The organism is Butyricicoccus intestinisimiae (genome assembly GCF_018918345.1).
In the GTDB taxonomy this organism is placed as follows: Bacteria; Bacillota; Clostridia; order Oscillospirales; family Butyricicoccaceae; genus Butyricicoccus_A; species Butyricicoccus_A intestinisimiae.
In genome coordinates, this window is sequence record NZ_JAHLQI010000003.1 from 1 (window position 1) to 25149 (window position 25149).

General features: G+C 52.5%; 28 protein-coding genes and 1 rRNA gene. 12 read left to right on the forward strand and 17 right to left on the reverse strand.

Going from position 1 to position 25149, the window contains the following annotated elements:
- Together KQI75_RS06525 and KQI75_RS06530 are read right to left on the reverse strand one after the other, a co-directional pair.
- A 16S ribosomal RNA gene (locus tag KQI75_RS06525) occupies positions 1-101 on the reverse strand; the annotation flags it as partial.
- Positions 102-566: 465 nt separating this feature from the next.
- The gene (locus tag KQI75_RS06530; RefSeq protein ID WP_216469940.1) at positions 567-1028 is read right to left on the reverse strand and encodes an S-ribosylhomocysteine lyase; all 462 of its coding nucleotides are present in this window, start codon (positions 1026-1028) and stop codon (positions 567-569) included.
- Positions 1029-1154: 126 nt separating this feature from the next.
- Here KQI75_RS06530 and KQI75_RS06535 point away from each other — a divergent pair, with 126 nt between their 5' ends.
- The 3 genes from KQI75_RS06535 to KQI75_RS06545 are packed head-to-tail and all read left to right on the forward strand — an operon-like array spanning position 1155 to position 2973.
- Positions 1155-1838 carry a 5'-methylthioadenosine/adenosylhomocysteine nucleosidase gene (locus KQI75_RS06535; RefSeq protein ID WP_216469941.1) on the forward strand — a complete coding sequence of 228 codons (684 nt, stop codon included), beginning with the start codon at positions 1155-1157 and terminating at the stop codon, positions 1836-1838.
- Positions 1839-1854: 16 nt separating this feature from the next.
- The gene (locus tag KQI75_RS06540) at positions 1855-2190 is read left to right on the forward strand and encodes a hypothetical protein (protein ID WP_216469942.1); all 336 of its coding nucleotides are present in this window, start codon (positions 1855-1857) and stop codon (positions 2188-2190) included.
- 57 nt (positions 2191-2247) lie between these two features.
- Positions 2248-2973 carry a YwaF family protein gene (locus tag KQI75_RS06545; RefSeq protein WP_216469943.1) on the forward strand — a complete coding sequence of 242 codons (726 nt, stop codon included), beginning with the start codon at positions 2248-2250 and terminating at the stop codon, positions 2971-2973.
- 44 nt (positions 2974-3017) lie between these two features.
- On the opposite strand, the gene KQI75_RS06550 is transcribed toward KQI75_RS06545, so the two are convergent.
- Positions 3018-4049 carry a substrate-binding domain-containing protein gene (locus tag KQI75_RS06550; protein ID WP_216469944.1) on the reverse strand — a complete coding sequence of 344 codons (1032 nt, stop codon included), beginning with the start codon at positions 4047-4049 and terminating at the stop codon, positions 3018-3020.
- A 277-nt stretch (positions 4050-4326) separates the two neighbouring features.
- Here KQI75_RS06550 and KQI75_RS06555 point away from each other — a divergent pair, with 277 nt between their 5' ends.
- The 9 genes from KQI75_RS06555 (at position 4327) to KQI75_RS06595 (ending at position 12071) form a co-directional block, all read left to right on the forward strand.
- Complete coding sequence (locus KQI75_RS06555; protein WP_216469945.1) at positions 4327-4662, forward strand: GIY-YIG nuclease family protein; 336 nt, start codon at positions 4327-4329, stop codon at positions 4660-4662.
- Between the two features lie 133 nt (positions 4663-4795).
- On the forward strand, positions 4796-5113 hold the full coding sequence (locus tag KQI75_RS06560; RefSeq protein WP_216469946.1) for a (2Fe-2S)-binding protein: 318 nt from the start codon (positions 4796-4798) through the stop codon (positions 5111-5113).
- 9 nt (positions 5114-5122) lie between these two features.
- Entirely contained in the window at positions 5123-6700 is a 1578-nt protein-coding gene (locus KQI75_RS06565; protein WP_216470248.1) for an FAD-dependent oxidoreductase, read from the forward strand.
- Positions 6701-6703: 3 nt separating this feature from the next.
- Positions 6704-7030 carry a (2Fe-2S)-binding protein gene (locus KQI75_RS06570; RefSeq protein ID WP_216469947.1) on the forward strand — a complete coding sequence of 109 codons (327 nt, stop codon included), beginning with the start codon at positions 6704-6706 and terminating at the stop codon, positions 7028-7030.
- On the forward strand, positions 7027-8166 hold the full coding sequence (locus KQI75_RS06575; protein ID WP_216469948.1) for an NAD(P)/FAD-dependent oxidoreductase: 1140 nt from the start codon (positions 7027-7029) through the stop codon (positions 8164-8166). The genes KQI75_RS06570 and KQI75_RS06575 overlap by 4 nt, the downstream gene beginning before the upstream one ends.
- Positions 8167-8347: 181 nt before the next feature.
- Entirely contained in the window at positions 8348-9490 is a 1143-nt protein-coding gene (locus KQI75_RS06580) for a tyramine oxidase subunit B (protein ID WP_216469949.1), read from the forward strand.
- 13 nt (positions 9491-9503) lie between these two features.
- Complete coding sequence (locus KQI75_RS06585) at positions 9504-10283, forward strand: helix-turn-helix domain-containing protein (RefSeq protein WP_216469950.1); 780 nt, start codon at positions 9504-9506, stop codon at positions 10281-10283.
- Between the two features lie 18 nt (positions 10284-10301).
- Entirely contained in the window at positions 10302-10652 is a 351-nt protein-coding gene (locus KQI75_RS06590; protein ID WP_216469951.1) for a P-II family nitrogen regulator, read from the forward strand.
- 18 nt (positions 10653-10670) lie between these two features.
- On the forward strand, positions 10671-12071 hold the full coding sequence (locus KQI75_RS06595; RefSeq protein ID WP_216469952.1) for an APC family permease: 1401 nt from the start codon (positions 10671-10673) through the stop codon (positions 12069-12071).
- Positions 12072-12124: 53 nt separating this feature from the next.
- On the opposite strand, the gene KQI75_RS06600 is transcribed toward KQI75_RS06595, so the two are convergent.
- From KQI75_RS06600 to yqeB, 14 genes are all read right to left on the reverse strand, one after another.
- Complete coding sequence (locus KQI75_RS06600; RefSeq protein ID WP_216469953.1) at positions 12125-13537, reverse strand: uracil-xanthine permease family protein; 1413 nt, start codon at positions 13535-13537, stop codon at positions 12125-12127.
- Positions 13538-13683: 146 nt separating this feature from the next.
- On the reverse strand, positions 13684-14730 hold the full coding sequence (locus KQI75_RS06605) for a sulfate/molybdate ABC transporter ATP-binding protein (protein WP_216469954.1): 1047 nt from the start codon (positions 14728-14730) through the stop codon (positions 13684-13686).
- Positions 14727-15395, reverse strand: a complete 669-nt coding sequence (modB, locus tag KQI75_RS06610) for a molybdate ABC transporter permease subunit (RefSeq protein ID WP_216469955.1) — start codon at positions 15393-15395, stop codon at positions 14727-14729. The genes KQI75_RS06605 and modB overlap by 4 nt, the downstream gene beginning before the upstream one ends.
- A gap of 2 nt (positions 15396-15397) precedes the next feature.
- Positions 15398-16249 carry a molybdate ABC transporter substrate-binding protein gene (gene modA, locus KQI75_RS06615; protein WP_216469956.1) on the reverse strand — a complete coding sequence of 284 codons (852 nt, stop codon included), beginning with the start codon at positions 16247-16249 and terminating at the stop codon, positions 15398-15400.
- A gap of 30 nt (positions 16250-16279) precedes the next feature.
- Entirely contained in the window at positions 16280-17215 is a 936-nt protein-coding gene (locus KQI75_RS06620) for an MOSC domain-containing protein (protein ID WP_216469957.1), read from the reverse strand.
- A gap of 1 nt (position 17216) precedes the next feature.
- On the reverse strand, positions 17217-18182 hold the full coding sequence (gene moaA / locus KQI75_RS06625) for a GTP 3',8-cyclase MoaA (protein ID WP_216469958.1): 966 nt from the start codon (positions 18180-18182) through the stop codon (positions 17217-17219).
- Positions 18179-18670: a cyclic pyranopterin monophosphate synthase MoaC gene (gene moaC / locus KQI75_RS06630; RefSeq protein ID WP_216469959.1), complete on the reverse strand. Its 492-nt coding sequence runs from the start codon at positions 18668-18670 to the stop codon at positions 18179-18181. The genes moaA and moaC overlap by 4 nt, the downstream gene beginning before the upstream one ends.
- A 2-nt stretch (positions 18671-18672) precedes the next feature.
- Positions 18673-19698 carry a molybdopterin-binding protein gene (locus KQI75_RS06635; RefSeq protein ID WP_216469960.1) on the reverse strand — a complete coding sequence of 342 codons (1026 nt, stop codon included), beginning with the start codon at positions 19696-19698 and terminating at the stop codon, positions 18673-18675.
- Positions 19695-20075: a winged helix-turn-helix domain-containing protein gene (locus KQI75_RS06640; protein ID WP_216469961.1), complete on the reverse strand. Its 381-nt coding sequence runs from the start codon at positions 20073-20075 to the stop codon at positions 19695-19697. Before KQI75_RS06640 ends, KQI75_RS06635 begins: the two co-directional genes overlap by 4 nt.
- A 122-nt stretch (positions 20076-20197) precedes the next feature.
- Positions 20198-20779 carry a nucleotidyltransferase family protein gene (locus KQI75_RS06645; protein WP_216469962.1) on the reverse strand — a complete coding sequence of 194 codons (582 nt, stop codon included), beginning with the start codon at positions 20777-20779 and terminating at the stop codon, positions 20198-20200.
- Positions 20776-23094, reverse strand: coding sequence for a xanthine dehydrogenase family protein molybdopterin-binding subunit (locus KQI75_RS06650; RefSeq protein WP_216469963.1), 2319 nt, complete (start codon positions 23092-23094; stop codon positions 20776-20778). The genes KQI75_RS06645 and KQI75_RS06650 overlap by 4 nt, the downstream gene beginning before the upstream one ends.
- Positions 23091-23555 (reverse strand): (2Fe-2S)-binding protein, encoded by a 465-nt coding sequence (locus KQI75_RS06655; protein WP_216469964.1) that lies wholly within the window; start codon positions 23553-23555, stop codon positions 23091-23093. Before KQI75_RS06655 ends, KQI75_RS06650 begins: the two co-directional genes overlap by 4 nt.
- On the reverse strand, positions 23545-24324 hold the full coding sequence (locus tag KQI75_RS06660) for an FAD binding domain-containing protein (protein WP_216469965.1): 780 nt from the start codon (positions 24322-24324) through the stop codon (positions 23545-23547). The genes KQI75_RS06655 and KQI75_RS06660 overlap by 11 nt, the downstream gene beginning before the upstream one ends.
- Positions 24321-25148, reverse strand: coding sequence for a selenium-dependent molybdenum cofactor biosynthesis protein YqeB (gene yqeB / locus KQI75_RS06665; RefSeq protein ID WP_216469966.1), 828 nt, complete (start codon positions 25146-25148; stop codon positions 24321-24323). Before yqeB ends, KQI75_RS06660 begins: the two co-directional genes overlap by 4 nt.
- Position 25149: the final 1 nt, after the last annotated feature.

Consider the following 25149-nt stretch of genomic DNA (forward strand, 5'->3'; position numbering starts at 1 on the left):
CCACTAAGCACAAAAACCGAAGTCTCAGTGCTTCGTTCGACTTGCATGTGTTAGGCACGCCGCCAGCGTTCATCCTGAGCCAGGATCAAACTCTCTAAAAAATTGTATTATTACGAGCATAGCTCGTTATAATCAAAAATTTCAGCTATATGCTGGCTTGCTGTTATTTCTATACCGGTTTTACAGCGCCCGGTTCTCTTTCTGAGTATAAACTTCAAAAGAATTTCAGGTTTGTAATTCGTTCAAGTTACGTTGTTTAATTTACAAGGTGCAATGTTTTTCGCTACTCAGTTGAGCAGCTTATTCATTTTACATCATTTTCAGAGGTTTGTCAAGAACTTTTTTCATTTCTTTTTCAAACATATTTTGATGTGTTTCAACCGATTTCTCGGCTGCAACTCAATTAGTTTAGCACGTTTTCGCCATCCTGTCAAGCACTTTTTTCTTCCGATCATTGCTTTTCATTCATTTGACGTTCGCGCTCTCGTCGAGTGCCTGAATAGGATATCATTTTTCTCGACACTTGTCAACACTTTTTGGGAAGTTTTTCAAAAAAGTTCAGATGTTTATTCCGGATAGGTCAACTGTTCCGGCGTCCAGTCTTTCAGAACCGTTCTCATCTTCTCTGCAATACGCTTTGCGCCTTCCAAATCGTGAGAAAGATAATTGCCGCACTCTTCCTTTGCAGAACCCGGAATGATTCCTTCAAACTCGCAGACAAACTGCATGGTTTCTTTTACCAGCTGAATCGCTGTATCCTGACCCATGGTATCGCGAACAAGGAAATAGAATCCCGTGCGGCAGCCCATCGGGCCTACGTATACAACTTCATCGCTATACTTTGTGTTTCTTACATAGGTAGCAAACAAGTGTTCAAATGTATGCGCCGCCGGCGGATCCAAATATACACCGTGATTCGGTTTTACCATGCGAATATCATATGTCACAACGTCGCCGTCTACGCGCGAAGTGTACATACCCTCTGTCAACGTATCGTGATTGATACAAAAGCTTGCAATGCGCTTCATATTGTTCCGCTCCTTTTTATGTGCAATGTTTTCATGCTCCATTATACGAATTTGCATTGACGAATGCAAGTCCGCTTTTTATAATAGAGATACACGAATTTTTCAATCAGAAAGGAAATTATCACTATGAAATGGGGTATTCTCGGCGCATTGGACGCAGAAGTCGATCTAATTCGCAGCAAGATGACCATCACATCCGAAACGCCCTTGTTCGGAACCGTATTTTATGAGGGCACAGTCGGTCGGGAGCAAATTGTTCTTGTCTGCTGCGGCGTCGGCAAGGTGAACGCTGCTGTTTGCGCAGCGGCTGTCATGAACCAGTTTGAAGCAGACTGCATCATAAACATTGGTATTGCCGGCGCAATGGCGCACGGACTCAAAATTCTTGACATTGTCATCAGCGATGAGGTCGGTTTCCACGATCAGGACGAAGTGATGCTCAAGTATTATCCGAAGCGCGCGTTTTTCCCAGCAGATTCTTCGCTGATTTCTCTGTGTGAACGGGCTTGTCAGGCACTTCCGGAAATGGAACACCGCTGGCGCCGCGGCCGCATTGTCTCCGGCGATGTCTTTGTCAACGACGCCGCTGTCAAGCAGTCCATCAACGAACGGTACACACCGGCTTGTGTTGAAATGGAAGGTGCTGCCATCGGCCATGCAGCTTATATGTACCGCAAGCCGTATCTGGTCATCCGCACCATGTCGGACGCTGCCGATGATGCCGCCGATACATCGTATGACAATTTTATTGATGAAGCTGCACACACCTCCGCTTCCATTATCTTGAAGATGCTGGAGCTTTCGGAATAACAGGAGGGTTTCTGTTTTGACTATCGTACCCGCTCTCATCGGCAGTTTCATTGTTTTGGCTGTCATTGCGCTTGGTCTTTGGTATTTTGAACGCATGCTCGCCAAGCGTCCGTCCAAATATGCGGGCATTGGCATGCCTGCCGCTTTTCTCGTTCTCTCTCTCTTTTCCATCGTCAAGTCGATTCCCTCTGTTGTGGAAACGATGCAGGCACAGGGATACGGCGTGATCGCCATGACTGTCACAGTAATTCTTTCTTTTCTTGTGACTAACATTCCAACGCTGTGGGTATACTTTGTGTATCGCCGCACGCGCAAAAAACTCGGATTTGAGATTTGGCCGTTTAAAAAATAAGTGCAAATCCGTCCTGCGCTCCTGCAGGGCGGATTTTTTTCACGGAGGACAGCTGCCATGTTTTTCACGTATGCGTCACATCTGCCGCGCGGTGTCGGCTTTTCGTTGTTTTCTGCACCGCACCTGTGTATACTTGCCGCCATCCTGCTGTTTTGTCTGTTCGGCGCACGATGGTATAAAAAACTGCCGGATCGGAAGCGCCGACGATGCGCACGCACACTTGGTCTGCTCCTCTTTCTGGCAGATATGCTGCGGTATGCTGTGTACTGGCGCATGGGCGGATTATCCATCTATGAATTGCCGTTGCATTTGTGCGGGCTTGCCGTCTATCTTTGTGTTTTGCACAGCCTGTGGAAACCGGACTGGCTCAGCCAGACGCTCTATACACTATGTTTGCCGGGCGCCTGCTGTGCGTTGGTATTTCCGGACTGGACGATGTATCCGTTTTTCAGTTTTGTCTCGCTGCACAGTTTCTTGGCGCACGCGCTCCTTGTCTTATATATTGTGGCACAAACTGCCGCCGGTGAAATTGTGCCGCGGCTGTCTGCCATTTGGAAGCCGCTCTTGTTTCTGTGCTGCGTTATCCCGCCCATATACTGGTTTGATACACAGTTTCACGTCAATTACATGTTTTTGCAATTGCCATCCGCCGGTTCTCCGCTCATGATTCTGTCGCAATGGGCACGCGGCAGACATACTGTTTATCTCCTGCTGTTTGCCGGTATCGCTTTTCTCGTCATGCTCTGCATGGATCTCCCATTTATCAAGCGGTATCGCCGCTGAAAAAAACTCTCGCCGAAGCGAGAGTTTTTTTAAATGCAGATGGTTTAATAATAGTCCCCGACATTGTCCTCCGTAACCTTTTCAAATGGAACCCAAATGGTGTGATCTTCCAGCTGGTACGAAATACCGGTGTTGACCTTTTCTTTCGACGCCAAGTTGATTGCCGCCTGCAGCGATGCCGCCGCCTGTCCCGACGTACTCTGGAATACGGTCGCCGTCATATCGCCGTCCAAAATTGCCTGCAGGCCGATCTGAGTGCCGTCGATACCCACAATTTTCATCTTGGATGTATCCACACCCGCCTGTTTCAGTGCTTCAATCGCACCAAGCGCCATATCATCGTTGTTGGAAATAATGGTATCCACCTTGGAGAAATCCGCGCCGTTTGCAAGCAGCGCATTGACTTTTTCCATTGCTACGCTGCGCGAAAAATCACAGTCAATCGCCGGAATGGTTTCTTCGGCGGTAATGCCGTTTTTCTGCAGCGTCTCAATAACATCCTCCGAACGTGCCATTGTGTGCAGCAGTCCTTCCGTACCCTTCAGCATAAAGTAATGTGCCTCAGTTTGTCCATCTTTTTTCAGCGCATCTGCCAGCAATTCGCCCTGCATCACGCCGGAGGTGGACTCATCCGAACCGACATATACATGGGTGTCATTGAGCAAAGACGTATCCTTCGGGCAGCGATTAACAAATACAATCGGAATATCTCCCGCCGCATCTATGACATCTTGTGCGCGGCTGTCATCCGCCAGATTGACAATCAGCGCATCCACTCCATTTTCTGCCGCCGCACGCACCGCATCATTCTGTTTATCCTGATCTGCGCCGCAATCCACGGAATGCAGTTCTACATTATTGATTTCAGCGGCAGCTTTGACAGCATTATCCAATGTTCCCAAAAATTCATCTTTTGTTGCAATGACCAAGGTGATTTCGCCGTCATAATCGGATACTTTGACCGCACGGTCTGTTTTCGAATCGCTCTGTGTCGCCTGCGATGTGCCACAGCCCACCAGCATGCCGGCACACATTGTTCCCGCTAAGATAGCAGCAAACGCCTTTTTCATTTTCATTTTTCCGCCTCACTTTCTCCGCATTTCATGCCATAATACGACAAAATTTTCCATAATTTGCATTTTAAAATGCACGAATACCTTTTCGTATGCTTCCTTTTCTTGCTGGCATCAGTATAGCATCTTTCGCACTGTAAAGTCTTTCACTTTTCCGTCATAAGTTTGCACTTTATCGTCATTGTTAATAAAACAACGTGCTTTGTTCCGTTTTGTTTTGTTGTATTTGTCATCTTTCGATGTGCTATACTGAGTGCATCTCGCAAAAAGGAGCTGACGCATGTTTTATACCTATCTATTGCGCTGTGAAGATCACTCGCTCTATGCAGGCATCACAACCGATCCCGCCCGCCGCTTTGCCCAGCATTGCGGCAAGCTGTCCGGCGGCGCAAAATATACCGCCGTGCACCGTCCCGTACGCATGGAAGCCGCTTGGCGCAGCGCCGACCGCGCAGCGGCATCCCGACTGGAATACAAGCTCAAGCACCTGAGCAAAGCAAAGAAGGAATCTCTGCTACTTGCAGATTCCGCCGTTCCGCTGCCGGAAGAATACACGCGTGTTTTCATCGAATCGGACGGCACTGTTCCGCCCTTCGCTGATAAACAAGACAAATAGTATCGTTTTTTACAAGACAATTTATCTTGCAGTCTCTATACTAAGAGACAAGCTAAGACAAAGGCGTCGGTCAGGAACAAGCCCTGATCGACGCCTTTTTGATTTCAACAGATATACCGAGGAGGAACAGAGGATGGATCGAATTCAAAATCATCCGATTTTAGGAGAGAGTCCGGAGGGTCGGAAAGTCACGTTTTATTATGACGGAAATCCTCTGGAGGGTATCGAAGGAGAGCCGATTATGGCAGCGTTAAAAGTAAACGGCGTGATGGTTCACCGCTATACCGCAAAAAAACACGAACCGCGCGGCGTATTTTGTGCCATCGGCAGATGTACCGACTGTGTCATGATTGTAGACGGAAAGCCCAATGTTCGTACCTGCATTACCCCGCTTGCCGCAGGCATGCATGTACAGACGCAATACGGTGTTCAGGCGAAAAAAGAGGTGTGAACAATGGAAATCAAACGATATGATATGATTGTCGTGGGCGCTGGCCCTGCAGGTTTATCCGCCGCGATCGAAGCAGCCAAGCATGGCGTCAAGCCCATTGTATTCGATGAAAACGCAAAGCCGGGCGGTCAGCTGTTTAAGCAGATTCATAAGTTTTTTGGCTCAAAAGAGCACAAGGCAAAAATCCGCGGCTTTCAAATCGGCAAAGAGCTGCTCGCGGAAGCAGAGCAGTACGGCGTGGAAGTCGTTCTGAATGCCGCTGTTGTCGGCCTGTATCCGGATCGGGAAATCACGGTTCGCGTCGGCGAGCAGCTGCAGCACTACAAGGGCGACAGCATTTTGATTGCAACCGGCGCTTCAGAAAACATGGTCAACTTCAAGGGCTGGACACTGCCGGGCGTCATCGGCGCCGGTGCCGCACAGACCATGATGAATTTACATCATATTTTGCCGGGTAAGCGCGTGCTCATGCTGGGCTCCGGCAATGTAGGCTTGGTCGTCAGCTTCCAGCTCATGCAGGCAGGCTGTGACGTCGTTGCTCTGTGTGATGCCGCGCCGCGTATCGGCGGCTACGGCGTGCACGCCGCGAAGGTCGCCCGCTGCGGCGTTCCGTTCTATCTGTCCCACACGATTGTAGAGGCGGAAGGCAAAGACTGTGTGACCGGCGTGACAATCGGTCAGGTCGGACCGGATTGGAAGATTGTTCCCGGCACGGAAAAGCATTTCGATGTCGATATTATTTGTTTGGCCGTCGGTCTGTCTCCGATGTCTCAGCTGCTCAGTCAGGCAGGCTGCAGCATGTTGGACACCAAGGGCGGCTATGTACCGGCCTGCGATGCAGACGGACAGACCAGCCAGCCGGGCGTGTTTGCCGCAGGCGATGTCTCCGGCATCGAGGAAGCAAGCTCCGCAATGATTGAAGGTCGCATCAGCGGCATCGCTATGGCAGCCTATCTCGGCTTTGCCACACAGAAAGAAAAAGAGAGCCGAAAGGCAGAATTGGAAGCACAGCTGGACACCCTGCGACAGGGCATGTTCGCTCCGAAAAACCGCGGCAAGAACATCCAAAAGACCGAGGAAGGCATTGATATTTCTTCCAATCTGTTGGCACACGGTTTTGTCGCAGACGATGAAATCGAACGATTTCCCGGCGTCACCAAGCAGCGCCGCATCCATCCGGTCATTGAGTGCACGCAGAACATCCCGTGCAACCCGTGTCAGGACGCCTGCCGCAAAGGCTGTATCAAAATCGGCAGCAACATCACGTCTCTGCCAGTTGTCGATGAGGAACATCCATGTATCGGCTGCGGCATGTGCGTCGCATCGTGTTCCGGACAGGCAATTTTCTTAATCGAAGAGGAAGTAGAACCGGGCTATGGCGAGGTCACCATGCCGTATGAATTTTTCCCGCTGCCAAAAGTCGGCGATCACGGCATCGCATACGGCAGAAACGGCAAGGCGGTCTGTGCCTGCGAAGTCACAAACGTTCGCACCAGTCCCGCCTTTGACCACACCAATCTGCTCACCATCAAGGTTCCAAGCAATATGCTGATGAGCGCCCGTTTTTATCGCGCGGAGGAGGCATAACTCATGATTGATATTCAGGCAAAATTACAAGAGATTGGCCCATTTATCCCCGGCGCAGACGATAATTTTCTGGTGTGTCGGTGCGAAGAAGTGACCCGCGGCGAAATCCGCCGCGCCGTACACGAAGGCATTTTTACGATAGAAGAAATGCGGCGGTATCTGCGAAACGGCATGGGCTTATGTCAGGGACAAACCTGCGGAAAGCTCGTCAAAGCAATTATGGCAGCGGAGCTGCACGAAGCACCGGATTATGTAGAGCCCGCTTCCGCTCGTGCCCCGATGCGTCCGATGGAAATGCAGATTTTAGGAAAGGACGGTGGCAAACCGTGAGTCAAACAGCAGATATAATCATTATCGGCGGCGGCATCGTCGGATGCGCCGCAGCCTATTATCTGGCAAAGTCCGGAACCAAACGAGTCATCGTTTTGGAGGCTACCAAGAGCATCGGACACGGCGGCAGCTGCAGAAACGGCGGCGGTGTCCGCCAGTCCGGCCGCGATGTGCGCGAATTGCCCTACGCCATGTACGGCATTCAGCATTTCTGGCCGACACTGTCCGAAGAATTGGGCGTTGATGTTGAATACACGCAGAAGGGCAATCTGCGCCTCGGCAAAACCGAAACCCACCTCAAAAAGCTGCAAACCCTGACAGACAATGCGCAATCCGTCGGTCTGGGCGTAGAAATGGTCGATGCAGCAGAGGTGCAGGAGCTTTGTCCCTATCTGTCCAAGGATATTATCGGCGCGAGCTGGTGTCCGACAGACGGTCATGCAAACCCGCTGACCACAACGCTCGGATACTACAAGCGCGCGCTGGAGCTTGGCGTACAGTTCTTTACCGATGCGCCAGTTGCGATGCTGCGCAAGATACGCGGCAAGGTTCGGCAGGTCGTTTTGCAGGACGGCACCGTGCTGGAGGCCGAACAGATTTTGCTCGCAGCCGGATACGAAAGCCGCGCCATCGCCCGTTCTGTCGGTGTGGATTTACCAATGACCCGCCTGATTGACGAAATGTTCGTCACAGAGATGGAGCCGCACATGTTTGACATCATGCTCGGCACGGCGGATGCCGATTTTTACGGGCATCAGGCGCACCACGGCTCGTTTGTCTTTGGCTCCGAATGCGGCTATGAAGAAGTCACTGACATGGATGACCCATCCAAGCTGTACACCAATTCAATGACACTATCCGCGAGCTGCCGCGCCGTGATGGGCTATATCCCGCAGCTGGCAGAGGCAAAAGTCGTGCGCAGCTGGTGCGGCTGGCTGGACAACGCATTTGACGGCGTGCCGTTCATCGGCAACTGTCCGGATGCCGAAGGTCTTACTGTCGCCTGCGGCTTCACCGGTCACGGCTTCGGCACAGCACCGGTTGTCGGCTACATGCTGTCGCAGATTCTGCATGGAGAACCGACAGTGGTAGACATCAGCGCGCTGGCTCCAAATCGGTTTATGCCAAACAAATAATCGCTGTATCGTTTTTTACAAGACAAGCTGCGCGAAACCTTGTACAATGTAGACAATAAAAGAAAGCATAAAGCACTTGCATCCGCGTGAGAATTGTGCTAGATTAATAGAAGACAAAGGCGTCAAATGATTCTTCATTTGGCGCCTTTTCTTCTTTGCAAGTATGTGAAGGAGGATCACTATGGATACCAAGGATACCAAAATAGATTTTCTGTACCTGTCCGAACCGGACATGATCAAAGCCGGCGTCAAGGACATGGCGAAATGTGTTGATTGCATGGAAGATCTGCTGGTCACCTTAAACAAGGGCGATTTTATGATGGGCGGCGAGAATCATAACTCGCACGGCTGCATGATTATGTTTCCGGATCATCCGCAGTTTCCGGGCATGCCGAAGAACGGTCCGGACCGCCGCTTTATGGCAATGCCGGCATATCTCGGCGGCAGCCATCAGCTCGCCGGCATGAAGTGGTACGGTTCCAACATTGAGAACAAACAGAAGGGACTTCCGCGTTCCATTCTGATGATGATGCTCAACGACAAGGACACCGGCGCACCGCTCGCCCTGATGTCCGCAAACCTGCTCAGCTCTTACCGTACCGGCGGCATTCCGGGTGTCGGCGCCAAATACTTGGCGCGCAAGGATTCCCGCATTGTTTCCATCATCGGCCCGGGCGTCATGGGCAAGACCTCTCTTGCCGCATTCATGGCAGTCTGCCCGCATCTGGACACGCTGAAGGTCAAGGGACGCGGTCAGAAATCCCTCGACAACTTTATTTCTTGGGCAAAAGCCGAGTATCCGCAGCTGACCAACATCATCATTTGCAAAGACGAAGAACAAGCCGTTCGAGACAGCGATATTATCAGCTTTACCACGACCGTCCTCAATGACGCCTCGACGTTCCCACTCATCAAGGAGGAGTGGATTAAAAAGGGTGCATTGATTTCCATGCCGTCCGCCGCACAATTTGACAGCAACGAGTTTGTTGCCAAGCGCGCCAAGATGGTGGTTGACCACTACGGACTGTACGAGGCATGGGAAGAAGAATATCCATATCCAACGTATGACACCGTTTGTATTGTCGGTTCTCTGTTTACGGATCTGGTGCACGAAGGTCTTGCCAAGAAAGAAGATATTATCGACCTCTCCGACGTCATTACAGGAAAACGTTCAGGCCGCGAAAGCGATGATGACATCATCATTTATTCCGTCGGAGGCATGCCGGTCGAAGACATCGCTTGGGGCGATGAAGTGTACAGAAATGCACGAAAAAATGGAATCGGCGTAAAGCTGCCTCTGTGGGATAAGCCTGACATGGCTTAAGAGGTGTATATGTATGAATCTGCGGCAGCCGTATGTGCAGAAAAACGCGACAGGCTATCACAGTATCCCGTCCCATGACAAAAATATTTTTTCGTATTATATCTTTCAAGAAGAACCCACCACCCTGCCGATTCACGCAGTGCCGGATGGCTGTGTCGATCTCACATATGCGATTGGGGCAAACGGCGTCCGCTGCTTTCTCGGCGGGACGGTGCTCCGCATGAAGTACTGGCCATTTGAAGCGAGCTGCCGCTATTTCGGCGTCCGGTTCCGTCCCGGTCAGTGTATTCTGCCGGATGGTATCTGTATTGATGACATCGTCAACACGGATATCGAGCTGCCCACAGACTGCTATGGCACAGATATTGCCGAACAGCTGTGCGAAGCGAAAACCTTGAAAGAGCAGGCGGCACAGATTCATACGATGCTGTCAAAGGTCAGCCGCTCCGCGACGTGCCAAGACAGCAAAGCATCCATCGAACACTATATCCGCAAGCGCATTTATGAAACAAACGGTCAGGTTTCCATCCGCGAAATTTCGCAGGAAACCGGTTATTCCGAATGCTATGTGCGCCGTGCCTTCCGAACAATCCACGGTATCAGCCCCAAAGCGTTCGAACAAATCGTCCGCTTTCAAAACGCGCTGGACGAAATGGCGCATCACAAGGAGTTGGGCATCTTTGAACTGGCACAAAAGAGCGGCTATTTTGACCAATCTCACATGGTGAAAGAATTCCACAAATTTGCAGGTCTGACCCCCGAACAATATTTACAGGAAATGGCAGATTTATAACCGTCAGGAGGAACCGATATGGCTACAGGATTATCGAAAATTGAAATCATCACGAGCTTTGCCAAATATTCAGAATTACAGTCTGAGCTCAACCATCTGGGCGTGCGCGGCATGACCGTTATGCAGGTCATGGGCTGCGGCATTCAGAAAGGTACCAAGGAATTTGCAATCAAGGAAAATGCCGAGATTGCGCTGCTCCCCAAGCAGCAGATCAATCTGGTTGTAGAGACCAAAGACGTCGACAACATTGTAGAAAAAGTCAAGCAGGTGCTGTATACCGGCCACATCGGTGACGGAAAGATTTTCGTCTACTCCATCGACAACGTCATCAAGGTGCGCACCGGCGACGAAGGCATTGATGCACTGTAACAATCGGGTGATGTACAAATGGAAGAAAAAAAATTAGGACTCCGCAGTGTCGTTTCCACTTCTGTCGGCTTAGTCATTGCGACCAGCTGTCTGGTATCACTGGGACAGGGTGCCGGCGAAATCGGCATTGTCTTTATCGGCGCGATGATTGCCGCGTGTCTGCTCAATCTGACAACCATCGCTTCTCTCTCTGAGCTAAACGCCCTGATGCCGAATATCACCGGCGGTCTGGCGCAATATACGCTTGCCTGCATGGGACCTCTCCCCACCATTATCTCGATGGTGGGCGGATACCTGCTTTGCAACATTTTGTCATCCGGTGTTGAGGCTTCTATTTTTGCCTATGCGATGTCATCGGTCATTCCGCTTCCGATTCCAAGCATTGTGTACACGGCAGTTATGATGGTATTCATCATGGTTGCGAATTTATACGGCGTGGATATGTTCGCCAAGGTACAGGATTTGGTAGCCGTTTTGCTCGTCGGCTCCATGGTCGTCATGGGTCTGATCGGCGCGTTCAAGCTGGGTACCGGCACGGTTGTCGAACAGCCTGCCGTCATGGCATCCAGCCCCGGAGAGGTCATCTCGATGACCGCCACGGCATTCTGGCTGTTCATCGGCGCAGAATTTGCGATTCCGATTTCCAAGGACGTAAAGAACGCCAAGCAAAATGTTCCGCTCGGCATGTCGCTCGGTCTGCTTATCATTTTGGTCATGCAGATTATCATGGTTCTCGGATTTTATCACTACACCCCGTGGGCTGACCTCATGAATTCCGCTGCACCGCATATGCTGTACGGCGAAGCACTGCTCGGCAACACCGGAAAAATCTGGATGACCTTTGTTGCAGCGCTTGCCGTTGTCAGCACACAGAACTCCGGCGTCAACGGTCTGGCGCACATCGGCGAAGGCATGGCAAAGATGAACATGCTGCCGCAGATTTTCGCTAAGACCAACAAGCGCGGCTGTCCGTATATCGGTGTCATTCTGATTTCGGTCTCCATGTTCCTGTTCGCGTATATCTCGGACGGTTCTTCCGAAATGATTGAATTTTTGATTTTGGTCGGCTCGGTTTTCTGGATGATTACGTACATTTTCGCGCACATCGACGTGTTGATTCTGCGCAGGAAGATGCCAAAGGCGCCGCGCAGCTTCAAAATTCCGCTCGGCCCAATCATTCCGCTGATTGGCATTCTCGGTACCTCGTACATGATTTTCTACATCTCCAACGACATGCACGAGCGTCTGATAATTTGGGCAGTCGCCGGTGTTTCCATTCTCGCACTCGGCATTTACGCATACTTCTGGACAAAGTTCAAGATGAAGATGCCGGTATGGAAATCGGTTCCGATTGAAAAGGTCATGGCAATGGATGACAGCCGCTATTATGCCCTTCGCAGAAAAACCGGCATCTGGTAAACAAAAATCCCATCTGCAAAATGCAGATGGGATTTTATTTTATCCGACTCTATTTACTTCTCCTCTGCCGGAGCCTTTTCTCTCGGCAGAACAATGTTCAGGATAATTGCAACCAGTGCTGCCGGAACAATGCCGGAGCCGCCGAAAATCAGCGAGATGTAGCTCGGCAGACCTGCCAGCACATCGCTGTTTGCGCCCAAGCCATAGCCCAGACCCAGAGCAACCGACACAATGCTCATGTTGCGTGCGCTCATCGGATCCTTGGTAATCAGCTGAATGCCGCTGAGCACGATGGACGAGAACATGATGATAGCTGCGCCGCCGAGTACGCTCTGCGGCATGATGGATACCAATGCAGCCAACTTCGGGCACAGACCGCAGACAATCAGGAAAATGGCACCAAAGCCCAGTGCTGTTCTGTTGACAATCTTCGTCATCGTCACAAGACCTACGTTCTGGCTGAACGATGTATTCGGCAGAACACCGAACAGAGCCGCAAAGCTGGAGCCAACGCCGTCACACATAACGCCGCCGGACAGTTCCTTGTCAGTTGCCTCTCTGCCCATACCGCCTTCGATACAGCCGGAAATATCACCGACCGTCTCAACTGCCGTTACAATAAACATGATGCCAACCGGAATGATTGCGCGGGCATCAAAAACTGGCTTGACCGGCATAAACTTCGGAACGGCGAACCAAGATGCTTCCGCAACCTTGCTCCAATTGAGCACCCAAGCCTTGGTGTATTCCACGCCGTCTGCGCCGACTGCTGTGGTGTCGAGACACGCACCCATGATTGCACAGATAATGTATCCGCAGATAATGCCAATCAAAATACAAGACGAGCTTGCCAGTCCCTTTGCGCAGTGCTTGAATGCCAGAATGATAATCATAACGACCAAGCCCAGCAGCAGGTTTTCCAGAGAGCCGTAATCCTTTGCGCTGGAACCGCCGCCAAACGAGCTGACGCCGACACTGATCAGCGACAGGCCGATGGACAATACGACCGTGCCGGTCACGATTGCCGGAAAGAATCGGCGCAGCGGCTTGAGAAATGCGCCCAAAACCGTCTCAAACAAACCGCCGACAATCGATGCACCCATCATCGCGCCGTACGCGATAATGCCGCCGCCCATGACATTGGCAACGCTGCTGAATACACCGATAAATCCGGAGCTGGTACCCATGATAATCGGCACCTGTCCGCCGATCGGTCCAATCGAGAACAGCTGAACCAGCGTTACAATACCGGCAACCAGCATCGCGTTCTGCAGCAGAGAAACCTGAATCGCCATGAACGACTGCGCATCTCCGATTGCAGCGCACGCACTCATGATGACGAGCAGCGGCGTCAGATTGCCGACAAACATCGCCAGCACGTGCTGGAGACCGAGCGGAATCGCCTGCTTCAGCGGGAGCTTGCCCTTAAAGTCATAAGGGGTCACATACTGTTTTTGATTTTCCATATTTCCTCCTGTAATTATTAAAAATTTGTAAACGTTGACTGTATTATAGCACAGATTTTTCTGCTATCCCATATTTTTCTGCATTTCAGACAGAATTCGACGAAATATAAAAAACTGCGCAGATGAAAGCGCAGTTTTTTCATATTTTATCTATGGTACAGCAGCAAAATGTCCTGCGGACTCACTCCTAATTGCGTAGGATATTTTTCCATCGCAATGCGTTTGGAAAACCGCCGCCAAACCGGCGCCGCCGTCTGTTGCTGGTTGGCAAACCGAAATTGTGTAATCCATTCAAACGGTTCTTCCATCTCTCCGACCCACGAAACCGAAAATCGGTTGCTTGAAACGGCAGGATCAAACGCATGTGCGCGGATACCGATTGCCCGCAGGCCATCACGCACCGGTGCCGCCGTCTCAAACTGAACACCCCATTCCGGCACCCATACGGCATACTCCCCGCTTTTCTGTGCAGAGACAATGTTTTTGCAGCCGGTTAAAACAGCAGCCTGCACCGACTGCGGGTCCGCAAATACATCCCGCGTCTCCTGCTGTGTCAGCACTGTTCCCTGATGCAAAACCGCCACTTGTCCGCACATATGATAGGCCTCATCTCGGCTGTGCGTCACAAGCAGGACGTCCCGCCCGTAGCGCTTGAGCAGCTCGCGCAGCTCCATCTGTAGTTTCTCGCGCAAATGACTGTCCAGCGCGGAAAACGGTTCATCCAGCAGCAGCAAATGCGGTTCGTTGACCAGCATGCGGGCAAGTGCCGTTCGCTGTGCCTGTCCGCCGGACAGTTGATGCGGCCGATGCTTTTGCAGCTCTTCCAGCTGCAAAAGCTTGAGTATGTCCCGATATTTTTGCTCGCGGATTTCGCGCCGCTTTTCCCATTTTAATCCGCACAGGATGTTCTGCCGCACGGTCATATGCGGAAACAGCGCATAGCTCTGAAACAAATATCCGACTTTTCTCTGCTGCGGTGCAAGATTGATACCGCGCTTGCTGTCAAATAGCACGGTTCCGTCCAGCGCAATATATCCGCTGTCCGGCTTTTCAATGCCGGCTATGCATTTGAGTGTCATGCTTTTGCCGCTGCCGGATGCGCCGAGCAGGCCGAGCACGCCGCCCTGTGTCTCTAATGAGATGTCCAGTGAAAATGCTCCCAATTTTTTATGAATCTCCGCACGCAGGCTCATGCTTTCACCGCCTTTTTCTGTTTGCTTTCCAACAGATTCACAGCCAGCAGCACAACGGTACTGATGGCAAGATTGACCAGTACCCATCTCCACGCGCCGGCGGAATCATTGGTGCGCCACAGCTGATACACCGTGGTGGAAATCGTCGCAGTTTTTCGCGGCGTGTATCCAATCAGCATACTGGTCGCGCCGTATTCACCCAGTGCGCGTGCAAAGGTCAGCACGGTTCCCGCCAGAATCCCCTGTCTGCACGCAGGCATCCGAATGCGCCAGAAAATATAGGTATTAGACAGTCCCAGCGTTTTGCCCGCATAGGCAAGATTCGGATCAAAGGCTTCAAACGCACCGCGCGCCGTTCGATACATGAGCGGAAATGAGACAAATGCCGCTGCCAAAATGCCGCCGTACCAAGTCATGACAAACTGGATACCATATTGCGTCAAAAACTGTCCCAATGGGCGTTTGACGCCAAAAATCAGCAGCAAAAAATACCCGCACACCGTCGGCGGCAGCACCATCGGCAAGGTCAAAACAACATCCAAGATTCCTTTGAGCACACGCGGCAGCCGCGCCGCATAGTACGCGCAAAAGATGCCGCCAAAGAACACCAGCACACAACTGATTCCCGCAATGCGCAGGGAATTATATAACGGGTACCAATCCATACTCACTGTACGGCTACAAAGCCGACCTTCTCAAAAACCTGCGTTGCGGCATCGCCGTGCAGATAATCCAAGAATTCCTGTGCTTCCTTCGGATGCTGGCTGTTCTTCATGACAGCTGCCGGATAGATGGTCTTGCCGCACATCTCCTCGGTTGCCTCGCCGACAACCTTCAGACCTGCGCTGTATGCATCGGTATAGTAGACAATGCCGCAATCTGCGCTGCCCTCGGAAACCTGTGTGGTCACTTCCTTGACATTGGAACCATAGGTGATTTCACCGGCATCTGCCAGTGCCTTCTCATCCAGTCCGAAGTACTGCAAAATCTTCTGGGTGTACTGACCAACCGGTACATCGCTGTTGCCCATCGCCAGCAGCACATCGCCGCTCTCCAGCTTGCTCTTGAGGTCATCAAAGCTGTTGATGTTTTTCGAGTTGTTTTCCGGCACGACCAGCACAACCTTATTTTCCAGCAAATCCATGCGGCTGTCGCTGTTGATGAAATCCAATTGCTCCGGATTGGCTGTGTTGTCCTTGGAAGCGTCCAGCTGATCCATCTGCTTCTGCGCAGCAGAAATGAACACATCACAGGTCGCGCCCTCCTGAATCTGGGTCTTGAGCGTACCGGAGGAATCAAAGTTATACGTCAGCGTGATGTCTTTATGCTGTGCTTCGTAATCGGTCTTAATTTGATTGAGCGTTTCGGTCATAGACGCCGCCGCAAAAACAACCAGTTCGGCCTTTTCACTGGCATCCGCGTTGGTGTTTGTATTTGTTCTGCCACAGCCGGTCAGGCACGCTGTCATGCTCACTGCCAGCGCCAGCAACGCTGCTATCGCTTTGCTTTTCTTTTTCATTTGATGGTACTCCTTCTGAAAAAAAATATTTTACGCTCGTGCGCAGTCGTGTACCATCCCGCGCAAAAGTCCCAATCCATGTGGAATGGTATCCATAAACACATCCATCGTCTCCATGCACGCCTTCGGGCTGCCCGGCAGATTGATAATCAGCGTTCGTCCTCGAATGACGGAAACCGCCCGCGACAGCATCGCCCGTTTGGTAATCTGCATGGACGCCGCCCGCATGGCTTCGGCAATGCCGGGCACCTGTCTATCTGCCACGGCAAGCGTTGCCTCCGGCGTGACATCTCGCTGTGAAAAACCGGTGCCGCCTGTCGTCAAAATCAAATCCGGCTGTCTCTGGTCACACAAGCGAATGAGTTCGTGTTCCAATCTCTCGCGTCCGTCCGGCAGCAGCAGCTGTTCGATTACCGCATATCCGCTTTCGCGCAGGCGCTGTACAATCATCGGTCCGCTTTTGTCCTCTCGTGCACCTGCGGCTCCCGCATCGCTCAATGTAATCACGGCCGCCTGAAACGCAAACGGCTGTGTCCGCGCAATGCATTGCATGTCATCGCCGACATGGATGGTGCCGCCGCACAGGACGCGGGCAAACACGCCTTCCCGCGGCATGATGCAGTCTCCAACACGCTGATAGATGGCGCAATGCGTGTGACATTCTTTGCCAATCTGCGTGATTTCCAGCAAAACTTCGCCGCACTGTAATTGCGTGCCCACCGGCAGGGCGCGAAAATCAATTCCCGTCACCGCAAGATTTTCTCCAAACGCACCCGCAGCAACTGCCACGCCGCGTTCCCGAAAGGCGTCAATCTTTTCCTGCTGCAGCAGGCTGACCTGCCGATGCCAATTTCCCGCATGTGCATCACCCTGTATGCCGTAATCCGGCACAAATTGTGCACTGGAAACCGGCTGTTTGGGTGTACCGCGCTGTTTGCTGATACAAATAGCCGTCACTGTTCCCATCTTATCCTCCAATCCGATTCATCGTCTGCCGTTCAGCATCATCTGTCTGCATGCCGAAACAATGGTTTGCCGGCTTTTGATAGATGCTCTGGCGCAGCAGCTCTTGTATTTCCTCATCCGATGCGCCGCCGCGCAACCGCGCGCGCACGTCAACATGCGTGGCATAGCTCAGGCACGGCTTGAGCTGTCCGGTGCTCGTCAGCCGTACACGGTCGCACGACCTGCAAAACCGATGGGTCATCGGCGCAATGACGCCAACGGCTCCCATGAGTTTGCCGCTGGTATAGTATCGCGCCGGTGCGCTGCAATCTTGTGTTTTGGCAGGCCGCAGGTCGCTCCATCGGCCGCGAAGCTGTTCCAAAACCGCCTGCGCCGTGTGTTGCTCGTCCATGATTCCCTGTCCCAGCGGCATCTGTTCAATAAATCGGACACAAATGGGGAATTCCTGTGCCAACGCGGCAATTTCTGCCCATTCCTCCCGATTTTCCGCCAGCAAAACCGTGTTTGTTTTTGTGGTTATCCCCGCCTGCACGCAGCAGCGCAGCAGTGCTTTCCAATCCGGCATCCCATCACAGCCGGTAATCGCTCGGAATCGCTGCCGCTGCAGTGTATCCAAGCTGATGTTCACTGCGTTCAGACCAGCCTGCACCAGCTCTGACAAATATTCCGGCAGCAGGATACCATTTGTCGTCATGGCTATCGTGTCAATTTCCGGAATCTCTCGTATCATTTTGATCAGCTGCACACAATCCTTGCGCACCAGCGGCTCTCCGCCGGTGATGCGCACCTTTGTGATGCCGAGAGAGGCGGCAATGCGCACGATTCGCGCAATTTCTTCATAGCGCAGAATGTCCCGATGCTGTACCGCCGGTGCACCATGCGGCATACAGTAAAAGCATTTGAGATTGCATCGGTCTGTAATCGAAACGCGCAGATACTTGATATTTCTTCCAAATTGGTCGGTCACGGCGTCACCTGCTGATACGAGAAATCGCCGCTGCGGCCGCCATGCTTTTCCACAAGATGAATATCCGTCATGGTCATGTGTTTGTCCGCCGCCTTGAGCATATCATAGATTGTCAGCAGTGCGATATGGCAGCCTGTCAGCGCTTCCATCTCCACACCAGTCTTGCCGTCGCAGGCAGCCAAACAACAAACTTCGATTGCTTTCCGGTCTGGGTGCATCATGAACGTCACTTTGCAATTGGTCAAATTTAAGCGGTGACACAGCGGAATCAAGTCCGCGGTTTTCTTTGCAGCCATAATGCCGGCAATTTGTGCAACGCCGAGTACATCGCCTTTTTTCGCCGTGCCGTCACGCACCGCTGCAAACGCCGCTTCGTTCATATGAATCTCGCCGCGGGCAAGCGCCGTTCGATGGGTGATTTGCTTTTCTCCAACATCCACCATCACAGCATTTCCCGCTTCGTCTATGTGCGTGAGCTTGTGTTCCATGTTTATACACCCTTTCCAAATCCGCAGTTCGGAAAATGGCAGTCGTCACAATTCAAACACAGACCGCCGTTTCCAAGTCCTGCAAGCCATTCCGCCGTGACCGGCACATCTGCCAGCAAGCGCGGCAAAACCAGATCGAAAATCGTCCGTTTCGCGTACATCACACAGCCGGGCAATCCGCACACCGGACGGCCATCCGGCATATACGCCGCAAGAAACATCGCCCCCGGCAGCACTGGCGCACCATACGAAACAATCTGCGCACCGGTATTGCGAATCGCAAGCGGCGTCCTGTCATCCGGATCCACGCTCATGCCGCCCGTGCAAAATACCATGTCGCAGCCGTTTGCCAGCATGTTTTGAATGGTCTGCGTAATCACCGCCGCATCGTCGCCCGGACAAACGTGCGCCGTCATGGTACAGCCATATTCTCCGAGCTTTTCCACAATGACATCGGTAAATGTGTCCTGAATAAGACCCTTTGCGACCTCACTGCCCGTCGTCACAACGCCAAAGGTCTTTTTCTTGAGCGGATACAGCTGAATGAGCGGCTTCTCGCCCGCCGCTTCTTTTGCCCGCTGCATTTTTTCTTTTTCAATGACCAGCGGGATGATGCGCGTGCCGCACAGCTTCTCGCCTTTTTTGACGACAAAGCCGGAAGGACGCGTGGCAATCATCATTTCACCGAGACTGTTGACGCGGCGCAAGCCGTCCAAGTCAACCATAAGCAGGCCATCTATGTCCGCAATCAGCTCAATTTTGCCTTCTTTGGCTTCTGAGGCGTGCATATGCTCGCCCTGACAAATGGCGCGCAGAACATCTGCCGCATCGTTCTCATGCAGCATATTTTCGTTATTTTCCCAGATGTAAATATGCTCTTTTCCCACACGGAGCAAAACAGGAATATCCTGTTCTCGAATGATATGTCCCTTGCGGAACACGGCATCCTTCGTCACGCCCTTGATAATCTGTGTGATGTCATGACACAGCACCTGTCCGACTGCGTCTTCGGTTCGTATCAGCTTCATGTCTGCTCTCCCTCCTGTTCCTCTATCGGAAAAAACTGCTGTAACTGCTGCTGCGCATAGCGTTTGATCGCCTGCTCATATGCGGCAAACTGATCGAGCAGATACTCTCCCGCCGGCGTCAGCGCCGCACTGCCGCCGCCTGCACCACCGCGCGTGCGCTCGACAAGTGTTGTCTCCAGCGCCGCCTCCATATGCCGAATCATATGCCGGCCTTTGGAGTACGACAAGTCCATCTGCGCACACGCCTGCTGTACAGAGCCAGTTTTTCGAATGCCCGCCAGCAAATCTTTGGTTCCCGGTCCAAAAAAGCGGTCATCCTCCGCATACAGCCGCACCCGCGGATTGGAACGCAGCTTCTTATTAAATGGATAAATCATAATACGTGCCTCTTATTCCGAATGTTTTTTTCAAGACATTCGCTTTTCCAAAAAGAACCCGCATTCTTCCAAAGAATACGAGTTCTTACGTGGTCACTTCTTTATAGCCTTAGTTTACTGAATCAGTCGTTGTTTGTCAATATGGGAACATCCCAATCGCGGCGTTCAGATTCCGGAATCTCAAACCAAAAGATTTCATCCGGATGTCGCTTCATGATTTTTCTCCCGCCGGTATCTCCGGACAGCTTTAACAGCTCCTCACGCCAAGCGCCGGAAAACAGCGTTGGATTGCCCGGCTGGCCGTTTGACGCAGCCGAGGCCAGTGTTTTGCCGCTGTGTATTGCCCGCGTCAGAAACTCCCGCACGGTTTCCGCCCGCAGCTCCGGCTGATCGGCGGTAAAAAACGCCAGCCAGTCCGCCTGCCGCGCCGCCTGTACGCCGTGCCGCACGGATGCCGCGATTCCCTCCGCGGCATCCGCATTGTGCACAGCGCGCATGCCCAGCTCTTGTGCGTGCTGTTCTATGCATGCATACTGACTGACAACGATGATTTGTATGCGCTGCCCGTCTATCGTCTGCTGAGACAGCGCCTGCAGCATATGAAGCGCATGCTGATACATGGGAATTCCATGCACTTCATACAGCAGCTTGTTCGACCCAAAGCGGCGTCCAAAGCCGGACGCGAGCAAAATACAGACAATCATCCCTGCTGTTTCTTTTCCTGTATGCCGCGCCACACATGCTCCGGCATAATTGGCAGTTCATGATGCATCACGCCGGTCGCATTGAAAATGGCATGGGCAATCGCCGGAGACGGCGTATTGATGACAATTTCACCAATGCTCTTTGCGCCAAACGGGCCTGTCGGCTCATAGCTCTGGCGGAAATCCACTTCAATTTCCGGAATATCCATACGCGTCGGGATTTTATACTGCATCAGGTTGCGCATGCGGTTGAATCCCGTTCCGTTGTAGTTTTGACCCTCATACAGTGCCATGCCAAGACCCTGCATCAAGCCGCCCTCGGTCTGTACGCGCGCCAAATTCGGGTTGACCACCGTGCCGCAGTCCACGCAGGCAGTATATTTAATCGGAACAACCTTGCCGGTCTCCGGATCCACATCAATTTCTGCCATACCGACCATGTACGGCGGAGGAGATACCGGACTGTTGCCGCCCGCGGTGACGCTCTGCCAGCCCTCCGTACCGCCCTGCAGCTGATTGGCCAGCTCTTTCAGCGTGATGCTGCTGCCCGTGCTCACACAAGTCAGAATTTTGCCGTCAAACGCCACTTCATCCTTCGGGCATTCCAGACGCTTTGCCGCCTGCTCCGTGATGTTCTGGCGCAGCTGCTCCGCCGCTTTGACGACGGCATTGCCGGTCAGATACGTGGTAGACGATGCATAGGAGCCGGAATCATACGGAGAGGTATCGGTATCTACACCGTATGTCACAACGTCATCCAAATCGCACTCGAGAACGTCCGCCGCCATCTGCGCCAGAATGGTATCACTGCCGGTACCCATGTCTGTACTGCCCACAAGCAGACTGTAAAAACCGTCATCGTTCATCTTGATGGTGACGTTTGCCTCATCGACAAAGCTGATGCAGCTGCCCTGCATCGCCATCGCCACGCCGACACTGCGAATATGGCCGTTCGGCAAGGTCTTTGCCGGAAATTTGCTGTCCCAGTCCATCATTTCTTTGCACCGCGCCATACACTGATCCAGCGCGCAGGCATTGGCGGTCTCATTGTTGTACGCCGTCATAATGTCTCCCTCGTGCAGCATATTGTGCTCACGAATTTTTACCGGATCAATGCCCAGCTTATGCGCCATCAAATTGACCGTGTTCTCCATCGCAAAGACGCCCTGCGTTGCGCCGTAGCCGCGATATGCGCCCGCACTCGGATGATTGCTGTACACGGTATTCGCAACAAAGCGAAATGCTTCATATTTGCCGCTGTACAGCGGAATGGACTTGTGTCCTACCAGACCGATGGTCGTCGGTCCGTGCTCGCCGTATGCGCCGGTGTTTGACAGCGCATGGACTTCAATCGCACGAATTGTACCGTCCTTCATCGCGCCCAGCTTGACGGTTACTTCCATCTCATGCCGCGCGCTGCCCGCGATCATGGTTTCTTCACGCGTATAGTAAATCTTACTCGGCTTGCCGGTCAGCCAAGTGACAACTGCCGGAAAGCGCTCGACAACCGCAGTCTGTTTGGCGCCAAAACCGCCGCCAATGCGCGGCTTGATGACGCGAATTTTGCTCTTCGGAATACCCAGTGCATTGGCCATATTGCGGCGAACATGGAACGGAATCTGCGTCGCACTCTGAATAACCAGTCTGCCATAGGTATCCATCCAGCAGTTCGCCGTAAACGGCTCCATCATCGTCTGCTGATCCTCAATGGTGTGATAAGTCTCCTCTATGACCTCATCGCAGGACGCGAACACCGCATCGACATCGCCATGGCTCACATCCTCGTGATAGACGGAATTGCGCTTGTTGTCGCCGTGGCTCCAATCGCTCTCCGTCCAGTCATCCTCCGGATGAATCAAGGTCTCATTGTCCAGTGACTCACGGAAGTCAAGAATTGCCGGCAAAACATCATAGGTAACTTTAATCAGTTTGAGTGCTTTGTTGGCAGCTTTTTCGGTTTCTGCCGCGACAATTGCCACTTCATCTCCGACAAAGCGTACATGCTGGTCGAGAATATAGCGGTCATACGGCGATGCTTCGAGGAAGGTCTGTCCCGCCTGCGTAAAACGATGCTGCGGCACATTCTTGTATGTCAGCACACATTCCACGCCCGGTACCAGCTCTGCCTTCGAGGTATCAATCTCCCGAATCATGGCATGGGCGTGCGGGGAACGCAGGATTTTGATAATCAGGCAGTTTTCCGGTGCCAGATCGTCTGCATACACCGGCTTGCCGGTGACAAGTGCCTCTGCATCCTTCTTGACAATCGGCGTGCCGACATACTTTCCCGGTTCTCTGGAATCTGGTAATCTCATGCTTTCGCCTCCTTTCGCAGTTTCAGCCACTTGTGAATCGCGCGCATATGGCTGGCATAGCCGGTACAGCGGCACAGATTGCCGGACAGATATTCCTTTATTTCTTCATCCGTCGGGTCTGTCAGCTCCCGCTCCATCGCCAGCACATTCATAATAAAGCCCGGATTACAGAAGCCGCACTGCTCGCCGCCTTCGCGTGCAAGGAACATGCCAAATTCGCGCGCTTCTTCCTGTAAGCCTTCCAGTGTGGTCACTTCGTGTCCAGCAGCACGCGCTGCCAGCACATTGCAGCTGAGCACCGGCGTGCCGTCCAGCCACACCGTACATAGACCGCAGTTGGACGTTTCACAGCCGCGCTTGACACTCTTGCAGTGATGCTTCCGGCAAAAATCCAGCAGCAGCATATCCGGCTCAATCAGATCGACGATCTGCTTGCCGTTTAATTTCAGTTTAATTTCCATTTGTTCTAATCCTTTCCAACTCATCTGCTGCGCGCTGAATCAGCACGCCAGACAGCATCCGGCGATACTCTGCCGATGCGCGGATATTGTTCTGGTACGGCAGTTCCTTGGCCTGTTCTATCAGTTCCGGAATGTTGTCCGCGTACACTTCGCGCGCACGCATCGGACGCGCGCCGACAGCCGCGCAATATTTGCCGTCCTTGACGCTGACCGCTGCGGTCAGCACCGGAAAATCGGTTTCCGTGTTGCGGAACGACTGATAAACAATCTTGCGGCCGGTCTTTTGAATATGTACCGCCGTCAAAATGCTGTTGTCCGGCTTTTGCCGGCAGAATTCTGCGATTGGTATTTGCACCAATTTGCCGTCGCCCTGATACAGTTCCACCGTGCAGTCCAGTGCCAGCAGCAGTGTCAACGGATCGGAAAATCCGGCGCGAAGCCAAACCGAGCCGCCCATAGTCGCGCAATTTCGAAACTGCACGCCGACAATATGCCGCACACTTTCCTGCGCCGCATGGTCAAAATACGCATTGAGTCCTTCGTGGGTCTCAAACTGCCGCAGCGTTGCCATCGCACCAATGACAAATTCATCCTGCGTCTCCTGAATTTGATCCAGACTCAAGCCGCTCAAATCAATGGCAGCGGAAACGTTGCCGCTGCTCATTTTCATCCAGCCCATACCGCCCAATACGCGGTTCGGGCGCTTCTGATTTGCCTTCCACGCTTCTTCCAAAGAGCTTGCCTTCAAAAATTCTCGAATAGTAATCATATTCCCGTCACCTCATCTCTTGTGTTCTCTCGTTGCTTTGCCAAAAAATTCAGGTGCAGCAGTGCTTCGAGCACGCCGCCGCCTACCGCTCTTGCTTTATCGCTGACCGAATAGCAATGCGTCCGCTCACAGCGCGGATCGACATCACCGGACTTCATGCCCTTGGTGACGACAACACCGCTTTGCAGCAATCCGCGCACCACGCCGGTAATTTCACTGCGCATCGGCATCCCGTTGACGGTTGCGCAAATATCTCCGCGCGCAACCGTATCTCCAATTGCGGCCACCGGTTCAAACACGCCGTCACACGGCGCACGCAAAATGCGTTCGGTGGTATAGCCACCAATATTGCCCGGCACACCGGTGTTCGCAATCGCGCTGCCGGTATAGATGCATTTGCCCAAATAGTGTCCGCGCTTGGTTTCTACCACACAATGGCAGTCTTTTCCCGCTGTAAATCCCGGACCCACGCCAATCACGATCGGCGCATCGTCTATGCATGTTCCCAAATTGTGCTTTGCCAAAATGGCATCTACCACGGCATCCGGTTTCCACTGCGCGCGAATCTTCGCCTCCGGATCTATCATCACCGCGATTTCTCCGCGCCGCAATACGTTCTGCATCTCGTCGATGTTGCTGCACAGCTGCGCGGTTGTCCCTTCAATTTCTGCGCTGCGCTCATACACAGCTCTGGAAAATGCCACTGTGCGGCGCACCGCAGTCGGGACGGCGAGATCCGTCATCACAACGGAACAGCCGCACTGATGCAGTCGGCAAGCAATGCCGCTCGCCAGATCTCCTGCTCCCTTTATCAATACTCGCATA